This window comes from Kitasatospora sp. NPDC051705 (genome assembly GCF_044453265.1).
Lineage (GTDB): Bacteria > Actinomycetota > Actinomycetes > Streptomycetales > Streptomycetaceae > Kitasatospora.
In genome coordinates this window covers 530,185-547,126 of sequence record NZ_JBITCO010000001.1, presented here as the reverse complement: position 1 = coordinate 547,126, position 16,942 = coordinate 530,185, and the positions used below count along the sequence as shown (strand labels likewise).

The 16,942-nt window shown below is 75.6% G+C and carries 16 protein-coding genes; 7 read left to right on the top strand and 9 right to left on the bottom strand.

Annotated elements, in window-relative coordinates:
- The first annotated feature begins 90 nt into the window (after positions 1 to 90).
- Positions 91 to 2,517 carry a tetratricopeptide repeat protein gene (locus tag ACIA8Q_RS02530; RefSeq protein ID WP_363365317.1) on the top strand — a complete coding sequence of 809 codons (2,427 nt, stop codon included), beginning with the start codon at positions 91 to 93 and terminating at the stop codon, positions 2,515 to 2,517.
- Between the two features lie 28 nt (positions 2,518 to 2,545).
- Here the strand turns inward: ACIA8Q_RS02530 and ACIA8Q_RS02525 are convergent, their stop codons facing one another.
- Entirely contained in the window at positions 2,546 to 3,808 is a 1,263-nt protein-coding gene (locus ACIA8Q_RS02525; RefSeq protein ID WP_360221645.1) for a serine hydrolase domain-containing protein, read from the bottom strand.
- A 304-nt stretch (positions 3,809 to 4,112) separates the two neighbouring features.
- On the opposite strand from ACIA8Q_RS02525, the gene ACIA8Q_RS02520 reads away from it, so the two are divergent.
- Positions 4,113 to 5,024, top strand: a complete 912-nt coding sequence (locus tag ACIA8Q_RS02520; RefSeq protein WP_360221648.1) for an alkaline phosphatase family protein — start codon at positions 4,113 to 4,115, stop codon at positions 5,022 to 5,024.
- A gap of 115 nt (positions 5,025 to 5,139) precedes the next feature.
- Here ACIA8Q_RS02520 and ACIA8Q_RS02515 read toward each other — a convergent pair whose 3' ends face one another.
- Entirely contained in the window at positions 5,140 to 6,411 is a 1,272-nt protein-coding gene (locus ACIA8Q_RS02515; protein WP_396316638.1) for an MFS transporter, read from the bottom strand.
- A 101-nt stretch (positions 6,412 to 6,512) separates the two neighbouring features.
- On the opposite strand from ACIA8Q_RS02515, the gene ACIA8Q_RS02510 reads away from it, so the two are divergent.
- A complete protein-coding gene (locus tag ACIA8Q_RS02510) occupies positions 6,513 to 7,040 on the top strand; it encodes a MarR family winged helix-turn-helix transcriptional regulator (RefSeq protein ID WP_360221654.1) in 528 nt (175 codons plus the stop codon).
- 165 nt (positions 7,041 to 7,205) lie between these two features.
- The gene (locus ACIA8Q_RS02505; RefSeq protein ID WP_360221657.1) at positions 7,206 to 7,877 is read left to right on the top strand and encodes a hypothetical protein; all 672 of its coding nucleotides are present in this window, start codon (positions 7,206 to 7,208) and stop codon (positions 7,875 to 7,877) included.
- Here the strand turns inward: ACIA8Q_RS02505 and ACIA8Q_RS02500 are convergent.
- The 3 genes from ACIA8Q_RS02500 to ACIA8Q_RS02490 all read right to left on the bottom strand — a co-directional run bounded on the left by ACIA8Q_RS02500 (position 7,865) and on the right by ACIA8Q_RS02490 (position 10,072).
- Positions 7,865 to 8,905 (bottom strand): hypothetical protein, encoded by a 1,041-nt coding sequence (locus ACIA8Q_RS02500; protein WP_396316637.1) that lies wholly within the window; start codon positions 8,903 to 8,905, stop codon positions 7,865 to 7,867. The genes ACIA8Q_RS02505 and ACIA8Q_RS02500 overlap by 13 nt on opposite strands.
- A gap of 147 nt (positions 8,906 to 9,052) precedes the next feature.
- Positions 9,053 to 9,559: a GNAT family N-acetyltransferase gene (locus ACIA8Q_RS02495; RefSeq protein WP_360221663.1), complete on the bottom strand. Its 507-nt coding sequence runs from the start codon at positions 9,557 to 9,559 to the stop codon at positions 9,053 to 9,055.
- A 42-nt stretch (positions 9,560 to 9,601) separates the two neighbouring features.
- A complete protein-coding gene (locus ACIA8Q_RS02490) occupies positions 9,602 to 10,072 on the bottom strand; it encodes a nuclear transport factor 2 family protein (protein ID WP_360221666.1) in 471 nt (156 codons plus the stop codon).
- 115 nt (positions 10,073 to 10,187) lie between these two features.
- Between ACIA8Q_RS02490 and ACIA8Q_RS02485 the strand changes: the two genes are divergently transcribed.
- Positions 10,188 to 10,817, top strand: a complete 630-nt coding sequence (locus ACIA8Q_RS02485) for a TetR/AcrR family transcriptional regulator (protein ID WP_360221669.1) — start codon at positions 10,188 to 10,190, stop codon at positions 10,815 to 10,817.
- 121 nt (positions 10,818 to 10,938) lie between these two features.
- Here ACIA8Q_RS02485 and ACIA8Q_RS02480 read toward each other — a convergent pair whose 3' ends face one another.
- Together ACIA8Q_RS02480 and ACIA8Q_RS02475 are read right to left on the bottom strand one after the other, a co-directional pair.
- On the bottom strand, positions 10,939 to 11,256 hold the full coding sequence (locus tag ACIA8Q_RS02480; protein ID WP_360221672.1) for a DUF6191 domain-containing protein: 318 nt from the start codon (positions 11,254 to 11,256) through the stop codon (positions 10,939 to 10,941).
- A gap of 213 nt (positions 11,257 to 11,469) precedes the next feature.
- A complete protein-coding gene (locus tag ACIA8Q_RS02475; RefSeq protein WP_360221675.1) occupies positions 11,470 to 12,351 on the bottom strand; it encodes a chitosanase in 882 nt (293 codons plus the stop codon).
- 249 nt (positions 12,352 to 12,600) lie between these two features.
- Between ACIA8Q_RS02475 and ACIA8Q_RS02470 the strand changes: the two genes are divergently transcribed.
- Positions 12,601 to 12,744 carry a hypothetical protein gene (locus ACIA8Q_RS02470; RefSeq protein WP_360221678.1) on the top strand — a complete coding sequence of 48 codons (144 nt, stop codon included), beginning with the start codon at positions 12,601 to 12,603 and terminating at the stop codon, positions 12,742 to 12,744.
- A gap of 251 nt (positions 12,745 to 12,995) precedes the next feature.
- Here ACIA8Q_RS02470 and ACIA8Q_RS02465 read toward each other — a convergent pair whose 3' ends face one another.
- Positions 12,996 to 14,237 carry a DUF5685 family protein gene (locus tag ACIA8Q_RS02465; RefSeq protein ID WP_360221681.1) on the bottom strand — a complete coding sequence of 414 codons (1,242 nt, stop codon included), beginning with the start codon at positions 14,235 to 14,237 and terminating at the stop codon, positions 12,996 to 12,998.
- Between the two features lie 527 nt (positions 14,238 to 14,764).
- On the opposite strand from ACIA8Q_RS02465, the gene ACIA8Q_RS02460 reads away from it, so the two are divergent.
- Positions 14,765 to 15,025 (top strand): hypothetical protein, encoded by a 261-nt coding sequence (locus ACIA8Q_RS02460; protein WP_363365310.1) that lies wholly within the window; start codon positions 14,765 to 14,767, stop codon positions 15,023 to 15,025.
- A gap of 79 nt (positions 15,026 to 15,104) precedes the next feature.
- Here ACIA8Q_RS02460 and ACIA8Q_RS02455 read toward each other — a convergent pair whose 3' ends face one another.
- Complete coding sequence (locus tag ACIA8Q_RS02455) at positions 15,105 to 16,829, bottom strand: immunity 49 family protein (protein WP_396316636.1); 1,725 nt, start codon at positions 16,827 to 16,829, stop codon at positions 15,105 to 15,107.
- Between the last annotated feature and the right edge of the window lie 113 nt (positions 16,830 to 16,942).

Sequence of the window (16,942 nt, the reverse complement as noted above, 5' to 3'; positions counted from 1 at the left end):
GAGGCATACTTCTGCCCGGCATACTTCTGCCGGGGGCTGCCTGGCAGGCACGACAGCAGGCAGAAGTAACGGGTGCGATCAGGGGCGGACATGACGGCTGCGAGCGACACGGTGGCAGGTTCGGGCGCCGACGGGGGCGGCGAGTTCGGCCGCCTGCTGGCCGGCCACCGGGTGGCGGCGGGCCTCACCCAGGAGGAGCTCGCCGCGTCGGCCGGGGTCAGCCTGCGCGCCGTCGGCGACATGGAGCGCGGCCGCACCCGGGGGCCGCAGCGGCGGACCGTCCGGGCGCTGGCCGAGGCGCTGGGGCTGGACGCGGCGCGCGCCGCCACCCTGGACCGGGCCGCCCAGTCGGGCCGCCCCCGGGGCACCCGGTCGACGGCGACCGCCGGCCCCAGCGCCACCACGGGCACCGCCCCCGCCTCGCCGGACCGCGGTGCGGAGCCCGTCGCCGCCGGCGTGACCGGGCCCCCGGCCGAGCCGGAGGCCGCCGCCCCGCTCGCCCCCGGCGCCCTCGCCCTGCCCCGCGACATCGCCGACTTCACCGCCCGTGAGGACGCCCTCGCGCTGCTCGCGGACCTCGCCGGGGACGCCCAACCGGCCCATCCCCGGGTGGTCCTGATCAGCGGTCAGCCCGGCCTGGGCAAGACCGCCTTCGCCCTGCACGCCGCGCACACCCTGGCCCCGCTCTTCCCGGACGGCCAGCTCTCGCTCGACCTCGGCGGGATGTCCGCCACCCCGCTCTCCGCCCGGGACGCCCTCGGCCAGGTGCTGCGCGCCCTCGGGGTCGCGGACCGGGCGGTGCCCGCCGGTACGGAGGAGCGGGCGGGCCTCTACCGGGCGCTGGTGCGCGAGCGGCGGCTCGTCCTGGTGCTGGACAACGCCGCCGACGAGGCCCAGGTCCGCCCGCTGCTGCCCGGCTCGGGCCCGGCCGTCACCCTGGTCACCAGCCGCAACGTGCTGCCCGGCCTGGAGTCGGTGCACCGCCTGCGGCTGGACGCGCTCTCCCCGGGCGAGGCCGCCGACCTGCTGGCCCGGATCGCGGGCCGGGAGCGGATCGAGGCCGCGCCCGACGCCACCGCCGAACTGGCCCGGCTCTGCGGCTACCTTCCGCTCGCGCTGCGGATCGCCGGGCAGCGGCTGGTCGCCCGCCCGCAGCAGCCGGTGAGCCACCTGGTGCGCCAGCTGGCGGCCGAGGAGCACCGGCTGGACCTCCTGGCCACCGGTGACCTGGCCGTCCGCCCGGCCTTCGCGCTGTCCTACCGGCGGCTGCCCGCCGAGTCCCAGCTGGTGCTGCGCCGCTGCGCGCTGACCGCCGGGCACGACTTCACCGCCGCCGTCGCCGCGGCCTACGCGGGCCTGTCGGCCGCCCGCACCGAGCTGGTCCTGGAACAGCTGATCGACGCGGGGCTGGTGCAGCTGGCGACCCCGGAGCGCTACCGCCTGCACGACCTGGTGCGGCTCTACGCGGGCGAGCGGCTGGGCGTCGACGAGGAGCCCGGCGCGGTGGCGGACGCCCGCACCAGGGCGGGCGGTTGGCTGCTGGACCGGGCCGCCGAGTTCGGCCTGCGGTTCGACCCGGACCACGCCCAGGCCACGGCCGCGGGCGCCGGGCCGCACTCCGGGGGTCCGTGGGAGGGCTCCGGCCCGCCGGTGCCGCTCACCGAGGCGGCGCGCTGGCTGGAGGAGGAGCACACCGAGTGGCTGGCGGCCCTCTACCAGGCCTTCGCGGCCGGCCGGCACCGCGAGGTGATCGCCACCGCCGAGGCCATGCACTGGTTCTCGGACCGGCTGCTGAGCTGGGACCTCTGGACGGAGGTCTTCCAGCTCTCCGTCGACTCGGCCCGCGCCTGCGGCGACCGGCAGGCCGAGGTGGTGCACGTGAACTACCTGGCCTGGACCTACGTCACCTGCCTGCACCGCTACCAGCGCGGCACCGAACTCGCCGGCGAGGGGCTGGAACTGGCCCGCCGGCTCGGCGACCGCGAGCAGGAGGGCTGGGCGCTCAGCTACCTCGCCGCGGGCCTGCGCCACCTGCACCGCCACCGTGAGGCCATCGACGCCTACGGGCGGGCCGGGGAGGCCTTCGGCACCGTGACCAGCCGCTCGGCCAGGATCGGCCGGCTGGTCACCCTGCGAGGGGCCGCCAACTGCCTGCGCGACTCCGGCCGCGCCGAGGAGGCGGTGGACTACCGCCGTCGCGCGCTCGCCGGGGCGCTGGAGCTGGTGGAGCGCTGGTCCTCGCCGTTGATGCACCTGATGGCCGCCATGACGGCGCACGAACTGGGCCTGGACCGCGCCGCGCTGAAGCGCTGGCCGGCCGCCGAGAAGGCGTACCGGCAGGCCCTGACCCACTACGAGGCGATCGGCCGGCCGGACAGCATGACCAAGACGCTGACCGAGCTCGGCACGGCCCTGATCGAGCAGGGCCGTGCCGACGAGGCCCGCGAACTGCTCACCGAGGCGCTCACCGACCTGAGCACGGACGGCCCCCGGCAGAGCCACCGCCGGACGGGCTGACGCCGCGGGCCCGGCCGGGGGCGGGGTGTCAGATCCGGGTGTCCTCGACCACCGGCAGGACGTCGTCCTCGGCGAAGGCGCTCGGGGCGAAGGAGTTGCGCGCCGCGGCGGGCTTCTTGCCGCAGAAGGCCGGTTCCAGCGCGCCCATCAGGCCCTGCGTCACGGCGCCGTTGTTGGAGGCGTTGGCGAACACGACGACGGAGCGCTTGCCGTCCTGGGTGGTGAAGGACTGGGTCTGGAAGCCCTGGACGATGCCGCCGTGGCCGTACACGTCGCCGCAGGAGAGCGTGATCCGGCGCAGCCCGAGGCCGTAGGCCACCTTCGCGGTGGGGGTGGGGATGGCGGCGGTCATCTGCTTCAGCGAGTCGTCCGTGACCAGGCCGCCCTTGCTGCCGGCCACCAGTGCGGTGAGGAAGCGGTCGAGGTCGGCGGCGTCGGAGATGACGGCGCCGGCGGCCCACACCCAGGAGCCGTTCGCCAGGGTCGAGTCCAGCAGCGGCTTGGTGCGGTCGTCGTTGGTGAGGTAGCCGGTGACGTGCGCGCCCCGGATGTCCTGGTCGGGGACGACGAAGGAGGTCCTGCTCAGGCCGAGCGGCTGGATGATCCGCTCGTTCAGCACCTCCGCGTAGGGCTGGCCGGTCAGGTTCTCGACGGCGAGGCCCATCAGGACGAAGTCGGTGTTGGAGTAGGAGTAGCGGCTGCCGGGCGTGTACTGCTGGCCGTGCTTGACGGACATCGCGACGAGGTCGCGCGGCTCGTACACGGTGCTGCGGATGCGCGCCTCGAAGGCGCTGGTGGTCTCCTCGCCGGCCTGCTCCAGCAGGTCGTTGGTGTGGTCGTAGATCCCGGCGCGGTGCTCCATGACCTGGCGGCCGGTCATCGTCCAGCCGTCGGGCAGCGTCCCGGCCGGGAGATAGTCGCGCAGCGGCCGGTCGAGGTCGATCCGGCCCTCCTCCGCCAGCTGCATCACGAGAACGGCGGCGAACATCTTGCTGTTGCTGCCCACGCGGAACCGCCACGAGGAGTTCATCGGGGTCCCGTCGAGGTCGGCCTTGCCGACGGACAGCGAGCGGGTGGTGGACCCGGCGCCGTGGTCGCGGATCACCGCGAAGGCACCCGGGGCACCCGCGTCGGCGGTGGTCCTCAGGGCGGCGAGCACCGCGGCGGTGTCGGGGGTGGGTGCCCCGGTGGTGTCCCGGTCGGCGGCGGCGGCGTGCGCGGCACCGGTCGCCACCAGGACGGCACCGGCGGCGGCGACGGCGAGCGGGCGGAGAAGGCTGGTCTTCGCCATGGTCCTCTGTTCTCTCGTCAGCTGACGCGGCGTCGGGCCACGTCCTCGAAGATCCACTATCACCGGCCGGGGCGGCCGCTGGCAAAGTGAACCGGACCGGACGCACCAACCGTTTCCCGGCCCGGAGCCAAGGTTTCACCTGCCGTGGCCTACCCGCGTCGACGGATCCACCCGATGCTGTTCGGGCGCTCCGAGCGTGCTCCGGCACCTCGGCCCTCCCCGCCCCACCGAGCCCGCCAGGCGTCCCGCGGTCCGCTCCCCGGCCGGACGGCCGCCACGGCCGTTCCCTACCCAAGGACTTGTCATGACTTCGCCCACGAAGCCCACCCAGCCCGTGAACCCCACCAAGCCGCGCTCCCGCCGCACCGCCACCGCCCTCGGCTCGGCCGCCGCGCTCGTGGCCGCCTCCGCCGGCCTCTGGGCCGCCACCGCCACGACCGCGCACGCCGCCGCGCTGCCGACGCCCGACCACATCATCGTGGTGGTCATGGAGAACCACGCCTACACCCAGGTCATCGGCAGCAGCAGCGCCCCGTACCTCAACTCCCTGGCCACCGGCGGCGCCAACCTCACCCAGTCGTTCGGCATCACCCACCCGAGCCAGCCGAACTACTACGCCCTGTTCTCCGGCTCCACCCAGGGCATCACCGACGACAGCTGCGTCAGCGTCGGCGCGCTCCAGGGCGCCAACCTGGCCTCCGAGGTCACCGCCGCGGGCAGGACCTGGGCCAGCTACAACGAGACCCTGCCGTCCCAGGGCAGCACCGTCTGCAGCAGCGGCAAGTACGCGCAGAAGCACAACCCGTGGTTCGGCTTCGGCAACGTCGCGCTCAGCTCGGCCAAGACCTTCGCGCAGTTCCCGACCGACTACACCACCCTGCCCAACGTCTCCTTCGTCGTGCCCAACCTCTGCAGCGACATGCACGACTGCTCGGTCGGCACCGGCGACACCTGGGTCAAGAACAACCTCGGCGCCTACGCCACCTGGGCCAAGACCCACAACAGCCTGCTCGTGGTGACCTTCGACGAGGACAACCGGCTGGCCGGCAACCGGATCCCCACCGTGATCTACGGCGCCCACGTCGCCCCCGGCAGCAGCTCGGCCACCACCTACAACCACTACAACCTGCTGCGCACCCTGGAGGACCTGGCCGGCGCCACCGGCCACGCGGGCAACGCCGCCACCGCGAGCGACATCACCGGCATCTGGAACTGACCCCCGGCCGGCCCCGCTGCCCGGGGCCGGACAGCGGGAGCGGCCGTCACGTCCCCCTGCGGGGCGTGACGGCCGTGCCGAGGGCGTGTCCGGAGCGCTGCGGGACGCCCGCCGCTCAGGAGGAACCGGCCCGGGCCGGCGGGCGCTCCGCGGCCGCCGCGTCCCCCGCGGGGGCGTCCGACGCGTCCGCGGGGGACGCCGTCCCGGCGCGGCGGACGCCGGGCACCGCCGCGGTGCCCGCGCAGACCAGCGTCACCAGCGCCGCCGTGGCCAGCAGCGGGGCCGCGTCGCCCCAGGCGTCGGCGGCCAGCGGCGCCAGGACGTAGCCGAGCGGGGCGGCGGCCAGCGAGAGCAGCCAGTCGTACGAGGTGACCCGGGCCAGCACCCCGGGCGGGAAGTCCTGCTGGACGACCGTCGCCCAGACCGGGTTGAGGAAGCCGAGCCCGGCCATCGCCACCGCGTACGCGGCCACCGTCACGGCGGCGGGGGCGGCCGCGGCGAGCGCCGCCAGCGGAAGCCCGTACAGCGCGAGGGCGAGGTTGGCGACCAGCACCGGGCGGCGCGGCCGGACCCGGCCGGCGATCAGCGACCCCGCCAGCAGGCCCACCGCACCGGCCTGGGTGAGGGCGATCCAGACGCCGTCCCCGCCGAGGCGGGTGGTGGCGATCAGCGGCCCGAGGGTGAGCAGCACCGCGCTGGCGCCGTTCCACACCCCGTGCGCGATCAGGCTGGTCCAGTACCAGTCGCGGGCGCGCACCTCGCTCCAGCCCTCGGCGACGTCCCGGCGCAGTGAGCGGCGCTCCCCGGGCTGGTGACGGACGGTGAGACGGGTCAGCAGGGCGGCGCTCAGCGCGAAGGAGGCGCCGTCGAGCACGAAGGCCCAGCCGGGCCCTGCGGTGTACACCAGCAGACCTGCGAGGGCCGGCCCGCCGAGCCGGGCGGCGCTGCCGGCCGAGGCGAGCAGGGCGTTGGCCCGCAGCCGGAGGCCGCCCTCCACGGTCGCCGCGACCAGCGGTGCGGCCGTCGGCATCGCGAAGGCGGAGGCGGTGCCGGCGACCGCCGACGCGGCGGCGATGTGCGCCAGGCTCGGTGTGCCGCCGGCGAGTTCGACGGCGACGAGCAGCTGGGTGGCGGCGCGCAGGAGGTCGGTGGTGAGGGCGACCCGTCGCGGGTCGAAGCGGTCCCCGACCACCCCGCCGAGCGGCAGCAGGGCCAGCCGCGGCAGCATCGCGCAGCCCAGGACGAGGGCCATCGCCGTGGCGGAGCCGGTGGCGCGGGTGATCGCGATGGCGAGTGCGGCGGGGACGGCGGCGTCGCCGAGGGTGGAGATCGTCCGGCCGGTGAAGAGGAGGCGGAAGTCGCGGTTCCGCAGGGGGTGTTCGGTCACGCGTGGCACTGTATTTCGGTACCGAAGTTTCGGCAACGAAATTTCGGTATCGAAAGACTCTCCCCGGAGGGGGACCCCGGGTCGCTTTGTAGACTCACCCCATGGCCGAGCACCCGCACCACCAGCCGACCTCGCCCCGCGACTGGACGGACGGCCACGTCGAACGCTGGCTCCCGGTGCTGCCCCACCTCGACCCCGACATCGAGGCCGCCGTCACCCGGATGTCGAAGCTCACCCGCCACCTCGGGCGGGTCCGCGAGCAGGGCGTCGCCGACTACGGCCTCCAGAAGCACGAGTTCGACACCCTGCACGTCCTCGCCGGCCGCGGCGGCCACGCCGCCCCGTCGGACCTGCGCGCCGACCTCAACCTCGCCGCCGCGTCCGTGACCGGTCGGCTGGAGGCCCTCGAACGCCGCGGGTTCGTCGTCCGCACCCCCTCGACCGCCGACCGCCGCAAGGTCGACATCGTCCTCACCGCGGCCGGCCGCGCGGCCTGGCACGAGGCACTGGAGGTGGTGGGCCGTGAGGAGCGCCGCCTGCTGGGGGTGCTGACCGAGGAGGAGCGCCGCACCCTGTCCGACCTGCTCCGCAAGGTGCTCCTCGCGCAGGAGGCCCCCGGGGCGCAGTGAGGTCCGCGCCCGGCCGCCCCCCGGCCGGGCCGCCGGTCCTTGCCGCACCGGGCAGCGGGATCGACCGTCGGCGGGCGGGGCTGGTATGGATGGGGGGTGCGATTCGATTCTGTGCCGATGCCGGCGGCGGTGGGGGAGCGGCCCCGGGACGGCAGGGGCTATCCGGTGCCCGCGATCACCCCGTGGCACGCGGGTGAGCCGCAGTTCGCGCTGACCGACCACGGGCGCAGCGCCGACTGCGCGCTGCAGCGGCGCTGCTCGGTCTGCGGCGGGTTCATGCCGCGCGGCCCGGTGTGGCGGGTGGTCGGGGCTGCGGAGAGCGCGGCGATCGCCGCGGCGCTCGCCGCGGGCGGGCCGTACCGCAACCTCGCGCCGACCATGGAGGGGCCGGGCCACCGGGCCTGCATGCTGTACGCGGCGATGGTCTGCCCGTACCTGGCCCGGCCGAACGCCCGGCGGCGGGCGACGACCGGGGCCGGCCCGGACGGGCTGACGGCGGCCGCGGTGCGCGGGGCCGTGCGGGGCGGCACGGGCGCGGTGGTCGGGTTCGGCGACTACGAGTACGCCGTCACCGAGACCCGGGTGCTGTTCCGCTTCCTCGACGTGGTCGAGTTCCTGCCGCACGAGTCCGCGGACGAGCACCTGGCCGCGCTGCGCGCCGAGCTGGCGGGGCCGGGCCGTCCGGCCGGCGGGTCGGGCCGGGTCGTTCCGCCGGGCCCGGAGGCCGGGACGGGCTCGGCGACCGGACCGGGCGGGGTGGACGGGTCCGCTCAGGCGGCGGGGTCGGGCCGGGCGGACGGGGCCGCTCAGGCGGACGGGTCGGCTCAGGGGCGGTAGGCGGGCAGGCCCTTGACGGTGGAGACCGGCGCCGGGGCGGCGGACCCGTCGGCGGGGACGGTGCTGACGCCGTCGGGGGTGCGGGCCGCGATCGTCGCGCCGTCGGGGGACCACGCGGGCTCGGTGTAGTCGGTGGTGGCCGCGGGGGTGAGGTCCTTCTCGGCCTTCTGGTCGGACTGCGTGGAGCGGCTGAACAGGTGGTCGTGCCCGTTCACGGCACGGACGAAGACGATGTGCTCGCCGTCGGGGGAGAGTGCGGGCTGGGAGCCCTTGCCGAGGTCCCGGGTGGCGGGGCGGATGTAGTCGTCGTAGAGGTAGACCTCGCCGGCCGGGGTGTTGGCGTAGGCGATCTCGCCGCGCTGGCCACCCGCGTTGGACCAGGTGTTGCCGGTCTGCGGCGGCTGCGGCATGTTCTCGTTGCCGCCCTCGGAGTTGTGCGGGGTGAGGACCTCGGGGGTGCCGCCGACGTTCTTGGTCGCGATCTTCTCCAGGCGCAGGACGCCGCCCTTGGCCGCGGAGAAGACGACGGCGTCGAAGCGGTCGGCGGACTCGGGGAGGTCGCCGGGGCTCTTCGCGGCGTGCTGCCAGGTCGGGTGGGACCACGTCTCGCCGCCGGGGTTCCGGGCCAGGGTGACCTTCCCGCTGCCGTCGGGGCCGGCCACGACGAGGTCGCCGTCGCCGTTGACGAAGGCGGCCCGCTTGCCGTCCGGGGACCACGCGAGGTCCCGCACGGCCGTCCCGAAGTCGACGGTGGTGCCGTTCATCGCGACGGTCCGGGTGCCGGTGCTGATGGTCAGGTGGTTGGCGGCGGAGGTGCCGTTGACCTCCTTGGCGCCCGGGGCGGGGCTGCTCGGGCGGGCCGTGCCGCCCGGCGCCGTGCCGCCGGGGGACGAGGTCGCCGACACGTTGCCGCCGGGGGCGGCGGTGGGGTCGGAGCCGGAGTTCTCGGGGCCGCAGGCGGAGAGCAGCACGGCGCCGACGGTGGTCATCAGGGCGATCGCGGCCGCGGTGCCGAATCTGTTGCGCACGGACATTCCAGGTTCCCCCTCGGGTGCTGTTCGCGTTCGAGTAGGAGCGTCCCAGAGCCGGGTCAGGGGCGGGTGCGGGGGATGTCACGGTCGTGGAACAGCCGGCCCGGCCCAGGGGACGGCCGGCGGGTCGGCCCCGGCCGCCGGTCAGGCGTCCCGGACCTCCGTCCGGAAGGTCCGCAGGCCGCGCTTGTGGTAGTTGGGCAGGGCGTTGGGGTGGTCGTCGGAGTCGGTGTGCAGCCAGATCCGGCGTGCGGGCCCGCCGCCCAGGGGGCTGGTGGCCCAGGCCTGACGGAGTGCCAGGGTGAGCGCGTAGCCGCCGAGGCCCCGGCCGACCATCGCGGGCAGCAGGCCGAAGGTGGTGATCTCCACCTCCCCGTCGGGGTGCGGTTCCAGGGCGACGATGCCGGCGGGCCCGCCGTGGTGGGTGAGCAGCCAGCTCTGGCGCCGGGGGTGTTCGGCGCGGTACGCCGCCCAGTCCCGTGCGGTGCGGTGGGCGCTGCGCCAGCCGTGCGGCCGGCCGACCTCGGCCTGGACCTCCTGGACGGCGGGTGACGAGCCGTCGGCGCGGGCCAGGGCGAGGCCGGCGACGGCGGGGGCCGCCCGCAGCTCTCCGGGGTCGGTCATTTCGAGGTAGGTGACGGTCGTTGCCATGCCCGCCAGGCTACGACGGGCGCGGGTGCCGCCCGCGGCCGGTCAGAGCCCGAGCTCGGTGAGGCCCGGGTGGTCGTCGGGCCGGCGGCCGAGCGGCCAGTGGAACCGGCGGTCGGCCTCGGCGATCGGCAGGTCGTTGACGGAGGCGTGGCGGTGGGCCATCAGGCCGTCCCGGTCGAACTCCCAGTTCTCGTTGCCGTACGAGCGGTACCACTGGCCGGAGTCGTCGTGCCACTCGTAGGCGAAGCGGACGGCGATGCGGTCGCCGTCGTGCGCCCAGAGTTCCTTGACGAGCCGGTAGTCGAGTTCGCGGCGCCACTTGCGGGTGAGGAACTCGGCGATCTGCCCGCGTCCGGTGAGGAACTCGGCGCGGTTGCGCCAGCGGCTGTCGGGTGTGTACGCGAGGGCGACGCGCTCGGGGTCGCGGGTGTTCCAGGCGTCCTCGGCGGCGCGGACCTTCTGTCGGGCGGTCTCCGGGGTGAACGGTGGCAGGGGAGGGCGCTGGTCGGACACGGGGGTCTCCTCGGGTCGGGTGGACGTCGGGTCGGCGGACATCGGCGAGAACGAGCGTTCTCACTGATGTGGCTACTCTAGGAGAATCATCGTTCTCACGCAAAGGGCACGGCAGATGGACGCGCAGGCGAACGGGCGGTCGGTCGGGCGGGCGGAGCCGTCGCCGGGCCGCCGGACCGAACACGACGACGCGCGGGAGCGGATCCTCGACGCCGCCGAGGAACTCTTCTACGGGCAGGGCGTCCAGGCGGTCGGCATGGACGCCGTCCGGGCCGCCTCCGGCGTGACGATGCGCCGCCTCTACCAGCACTTCCCCTCCAAGGGGGACCTCGTCGACGCCTACCTGCGACGGCGGGACGGCCGCTGGCGGGCCGGCCTCGCCGACTACGTGGCCGGCGCCGCCGACCGGCCGCGGGAGCAGCTCCTCGCCGTCTTCGACTGGCTCGGCCGCTGGTTCGCCGAACCCGACTTCCGGGGCTGCGCGTTCGTCAACTCCTTCGGCGAACTGGGTGCCGTGTCACCGGCGGTCGCGCTGGCCGCCCGGCACCACAAGGAGGAGTTCAACGCCTACCTGGCGGGCCTGGCCGAGGCCGCCGACGCACCGCCCGCCCTCGCCACCCAGCTGGCGCTGCTGGCCGAGGGCGCGATGACCACGGCCGCCGTGCACGGCGACCCGAGCGCGGCCGAGGACGCCCGGGAGGCCGCGCGCATCCTGCTGGACGCCGCCCTGGCCACCCGCGGGTAGCCCACGTTCCGCCGCCGTCCGGCGCCCGCGGGGCAGGGCCTGCGCCTCGGTTCCTGCGGGCGGGTCGGGGGGTCGGGACGCCTGCGGGCGGCCCGGGGAGGGTCAGGGCGGCCCGGGCGTTTCAGGACGCCTTTGGCAGCCGGATCACCGCGGAACCGCGCGCCAGGTCGACACCGGTGCGGTGGGGCGGGGCGCCGTCCTCGTCGTCGTCGCGCAGCATCAGCGCCGACTGCCGCTCCTTGAGCTCGTGCTGCTTGCCCGCGGAGAAGGTGGCGTGCAGCTGCTCGAACCCGGTCGCGGAGACCTGCCCCTGCCGTGCGCTGCTCCGCCAGGGCAGCAGTCCGGCCCGGCCGGCCCGCAGCAGCAGCTGGTCGACCAGCGCGAGCGCGGTGAGCAGCAGCACCAGCCCGGGCAGCGTGAGGAAGACGAGGAACCCCATGCGGCCAGTATCGTCGCGCGACCCGGTCGGCGGAAGGACGACCCCCGTCGGAGGAGGGGCGCAGCGCTTCCCGGTCGCGGGGCCGGCTCCAGGGCGGTCGGTGGGCCGCCCTGGAGCGGGCGGCCCACCGACCCGTACCCGCGCCCGTGGGGCCGGAGCCCCACGGGCGTCGGGGCGGGGTCCGGTCCCACAACCGGGCCCCGGGTCCGTGGCTCAGGCGACGGTGTAGGCGGAGCCGAAGGCCGTGACGGCGAGCGGCCCGTCCAGGTCGACGTTGCCGGTGGCGGCGATCCGGCGCAGGCACTCCACCCGGTCGACGGACTTGCGCCACTCGTCGGCGGTGGAGGAGTTGGCCGGGTTGGTCAGGTCGTCGATGCGGACCTCGAAGAAGGCTTCCAGCCAGGCGGCCTCGCCCGCGACGGCGGGGGAGCCGACCTTCGCGCCGGTGCGGGCGATCAGGGCGGGCAGGGCGTCGTACTCGCCGCCGTTGCCGTGCTGGACGGAGGCGTCGTAGAGCTCGGCGCGAGCCAGGGCGGTGGTGAGCCCGAGCCGGTCGGCCTGGTCCATGGCGGGGGTGAAGTAGCGCTGTTCGACCTGGTCGTCCTGGACCTGCCGGAAGACGGCGTCCTCGGCGGACCGCTTCCAGGCGGCGACGTACTCGGCCTCCGGCAGTCCGCTGGTGTCGCCGCTGCCGGCGGAGGCGAGGCGCTCCAGCTCGGGGATGAAGCGGGCCAGCGGGTTGTCCGGGGAGACGGCGGTGTACGCGCGGACGACCTTGAGCGCGTCGCCGTCGTTGGTGGTGAAGCCGGCCCGGCCCGCGGTGACGCCGCGGCCGTCGTCGATGTTCTCGGCGTAGCCGTACTGGATCTCGGTGGTGCTGTTCTCGAAGATGCTGATCAGCTGGTCGGCCCGGCGGCGCTGGTCGGGGGTGAGGCCTCCGGCCGCGAGCGGTCGCACGCCGGCCGCTGAGGCGGAGGCGGTGGCGATGGCGGTGTCGGGAGCGGCCTGGGCCGGCCCGGCGGTGCAGGCGGGGCCGGCGGTCAGCGCGGCCAGGGTGGCGAGGGCGGCGAGGCGGCGGGTTCGGGAAACTCGCATGGGTGTGCTCCGATCTCCGGGGCGCAGCCGCCGGAGGGTGTGTGGGGGGTGGCACGGTCGACCGCGTGCCGGGGCGAGGGTGCGAGCTCGCGGCAGCAGCGTAGGTGCCGGGTCGGGCGCTGGTCTATAAGGTAAGGAAACTTTCCTAATAAATTTGCGCACGGGGCGACAGGGGCCGGTCCGCCCCCGGTGGGACTGCCGGGGCGGGTGTTTATCGTGTGTTGATCGTCGCGGCCTAGCGTCGGGTGCATGAACGAGAACACGGCCGAGTGGCCGGGGGCGGCGCCCGACGGGCGGATGACGGAGCAGGACGCCGAACGCTTCCGGCAGCTGCTCGCGCGACTGGAGCGCTCGCTGGCGGCCGACCGGGAGGCGGCGCGGCGTGACGCCTGACGGGCTGCCGCGGGGCCCGGTCGCGGTGCTGCCGCTCTGGCTGCGCGGCGAGGCCGCGGCCTGGTCGGCCGGGTCGCCAGGGCCGTTCGGGTCGGAGTGCGGGGCCGGGGCGACCTCGGACACCGGCACGGACGCGGGTGTGGACGCGATCCGGCCCGGGACGCCGCGGGGGCGTCCCGGGCCGGTGGCGGTCCTGGGGGCGGGTGCGGTCCGGCGGTCGGAGTGGCGCACCACCAAGGGGTGACGCCGGGTCAGCAGCCGTCGCAGCAGCACCCGTCGCAGCAGTCGCACCCGTCGCACCCGTCGCAGCAGTCACCGCAGCACTGACAACCGTCGCAGCAGTCGCAGTCGCAGTTGCGCTGGCACCAGCCCTCCCGGCGCTCCCGGCTGAACGGGTCCTCGTGCTCGCAGCAGAGCAGCTGGCAGCTGCAGGCCATCAGAGCCCACAGCGCGCAGCCGGCCAGCAGGTTGCGCGGCTGCGGGGGCTTGCCACCGATCGGGGTGAAGCCGGGGCCCTGCGGCACCCACGGGGAGAGCGGGTCCTGGCCGGGCGGCGCCTGGCGCGGCGGAGCGTCGTTCGGGTGCTCGCCGCCGGCGGGTCCGGCGTTGCGGGTGCGGCAGGTGGCGGCGTGGGCGGCCGGGCCGAAGACCCGGTCGACGGCCTGCCCGGTCTCGTGCGCGAGCAGCGCGTGCACCAGGGCGCGGTCGGTGAGCTCGACCTCGCGCAGGGCGAGCCGGATGCCGTGGACGGCGTCGCGGCACAGCCGTTCGGCCTCGGCGCGGTCGGTGCCGGTGGCGGTGAGCGGGTTCCAGGCGCCGTTGGCCGCGTCGGAGGCCTGGTCCTCGGCGGCGTCGAGGAGGTGGGCGAGCCGGCCGAAGAGCCGCCCGGCCTCGGCGAGCGCGGCGGCGTTGCCGGGGCGCCCGGCGAGGACGGCGGTGTGCGCGAACGCGGCCGCGGTGGCGGTCTCGGTGGGCTCGGTGACCAGCAGGACCGAACCGCCCGGCCGCAGCGTCCGCTCCAACCCGCCCTGGCGGGAGGCGGCTTCGAGCAGCACGCCGGTGTCGAAGCCGATCGCGGAGGCGCTGCCGGCGCTCTTCCGGTCCCACCGGCGGGTGACGGCCCGGGCCCCGGCGGCGACCGGGCGCCGGGCGAACACCCCGTCGCGGTCCTCGACGTGGTCGCGGATCTTGACCGAGGCGAGGGCGAGCGAGACGGCGGCGGCGAGCCGGGCACCCTCGCCCCGGGCGACGGAGGCGGTGCGCATGCCGCGCAGCGGGCACGGCCCGGCGGTGCGCCGCCAGGAGGAGTCGTCCCGGGCGGCCTGGGCCTCGACCAGCACCGAGATGATCAGGCCGTCGTAGTTGGTGGCGGTGCGGGCGAGCTGGCCGTGGTCGTCGCGCAGGGCGAGGCAGAGCCCGCACAGGTGCGCCATCCACGAGGCACGGAGCCGCTCGGACAGCCGGTGCTTGCACGGTCTGATGATGCCGAACATGGTTCCCCCTCGCCCCCGTGGGCCGTTGACCGGCCCCGATCCGCGCACATCATACGATCACCCCCGCACCTGGACCCACCGCCGACCACACCCCGGCCGCCGACCGACGGCCGCCCACCGGGCCCCCGGACGGGCCGGCCGGGACAGGGGGTGACCCCGGACGGCTGACCGGGGCTCCGGATGCGGGCGTGCCGCTCCGGCGGGCTCGGCCCGCGCCCCGCCCGGCAGGGCGAGGGGCTGCCCGGGAGCCCTTTCCGTGCCGTCGCCGAGCCCCCGCCCGGGCTCCCGAAACGGTGGTCTGACGAGGTGTCATTGATCTTCCGCCGGGCCGGCGGCACGATGCAGTCATGGCTGACGAGCGGTGTGATCACGGACTGATAGTCGGGCAGTGCGGTCACTGCAAAGCGGTTCCCCGAGGTCTGACCGCGTCCGTCTGGACGACCCGGGGCGGCTCGGTCTTCCACCGCTCGGTGGCGTGCGAGGCACTCGCCGACGGGCAGGCCCGCGCGGCCCGCTTCCGGAAGGAGGTGCACGAGCCCACCCGCGTCGCGCTGGCCGACGCCATGGCCCAGGGGCGCGGCGCCTGCATCCGCTGCTTCCCCGCGTACCGGCCGACCAGCACCGCCAAGCCCTGCCTCGTCCGGGTGGACGCGCAGTGGGTGCGCGGCCTCCTCACCGAGTGGCGGCGAGGCGCCGACGGCCGGTGGCGAGGGGTGGTCTCGTACGTCGACTCGGGCGAGCAGGTGACCGTCCTCAAGGACCAGGACGACCTGCGCCCGGCCCCCTGAACGCCGTGGCCCCGGCGGATTCTCCGCTGTCCCTGCCCGGCCTCGGACGCTGACGGTGTGCCCGGCCCGGCCCGGGGCGTCAGACGGCCCCGGCCCCGGCCCCGGCCCCGGCCGCCGTCAGCAGGCGCGGCGGGAGGTAGGGCGACCGGACGCGTATCGACCAGCCGCGGCTGCGCCGGGCGTGGCAGGCGAGGGCGAGGACCCCGAGGCTGAGCGCGGCACCGGCCTCGGTGGCCCGGTCGGCGACGGAGTGGTGATCGCGGTGGGCTTCCAGCGCGTCGAGCAGGGCGAGGTTGAAGCTGCTCTCGTCGCCCTCGACGAGCTGGGAGAACAGGACGACCGGGGGAGGGAGGAAGCCCTGCTCCCTGCTGCGCTCCACCTCCTCCAGGGCGCGCCGGGTGGCCGGGAGCGGGTCCGCGCCGCGCAGGTGGTCGTGCAGGGCGGTGCGGTACGAGGCGAACGGGGAGCGGTCCTCGGCGGCGATCGTGGGGCCGGCCAGGACGAGCGGTTCGAGGTCCTCGGAGCTGCCGGTGATCAGCGCGTAGGACAGGGCCGTCTCCCAGAAGGCCGGCCCGAAGTCGCTGCACCGGCTGGCGGGGAAGCGGAGCGTCCGCCCGTCGACCGTCACCTCGGCCTCGGTGCCCGGTTCGGCGAGGGCGGCCCGGAACGCGGCGGCCCCGAGCCCGGAGCCGAGCCGCAGGTCGGCGAGCTGGGCGTCGGTGGCGTCGGCGGACTCCGAGGCGCGTGCCGCGAGGAGCCAGGTCTGGTAGCGCAGGGCGCCGGTGAGCTCCCACGCGTCCAGCGGCTCGCCCCCCTTCGGAGTGATCGCCCGCTGGACGCGCTGCTCGAACCGCGCCTCGCTGTCCGGGCTGAGGGGTAGGGCCGGGATCGGACGGTCGAGGTCGACGGGCCCGGCGGCGAGCCGGGCCACCGCGTCGGGGCGCCGGTCGCGGCCGAGGCCGTGGACGCGCGGGCCGGGTGTCTCGAAGCCGGTGACCAGGGCGTGGGGGAGGTAGTCGGTGTCGACGGCCGGGGTCCATCCGTGGGTGCGGTACCCGAGGGCGGCGAGGGCGATCGGGACGAGCGGCAGGAGGCCGGCGGGCCGGGTGCCGTGCGGGCCGTCCTGGAGGAGCGCGAGCAGCGCGGAGTCGAAGGCCGCGCGGTCCCCGTCGGTGAGGGCGCGCAGGGCGCGCAGACCGGGCTGCGCCCCGCCGGCGGAGTCGGAGTCGGCGGAGTCGGAGTCGGCATCGGCGGAGTCGGCAGAGTCCGGGGAGCCGCCCTCCTCGAAGTAGTGGGCCAAGAAGCCGTCGACGAGTTCGAGGGCGGGGGTGACCGGTTCGTCCGGCATCAGCTGCCGGGCCCAGCCGAAGGCCTCGCCGTGGTGGGAGACCTTGTCGGAGACGATCGCGAGGCAGAAGGCGTCCAGCCACTCCCGGGCGGTGACCAGGTGCCGGGGGTCGCGCGCGAGCCCGTGCTCGCGGTCGTAGCTCATCCCGAAGTTCGGGTAGTCGAGGAAGACGTGGAAGCCGTCGACCGGGTAGTAGGCGGCGAAGGAGACGGCGCCGGCGGCGGCCTCGGTGGCGTCCTTGAGGACGGCCTTGGCCTCGGCGGAGTCCAGGTCGGGCCGGGTGGTGGAGAGGGCGCCGAGGTAGTCGAGGAAGGAGTCGGCGATCAGCTGCCACTCGGTGGTGGTCATCAGGCCGGCGCGGGAGTAGGAGTGGACCTGCCTCCCGATCCGGTTCACGAAGCCGTCGCGCGCCTCAGCCACCCGCGACGCGTCCACCCGGTGACGTTCGATCCGCACGGCCCTGCCCCCTTGATCACCGACGGATCACCGATTGACCGTCGACCTGCACCCACCCTAGGTGGAGGGTCCGACAGCTGACTCCGCAGGTCGCGGCCGGAACCACGCGGGGT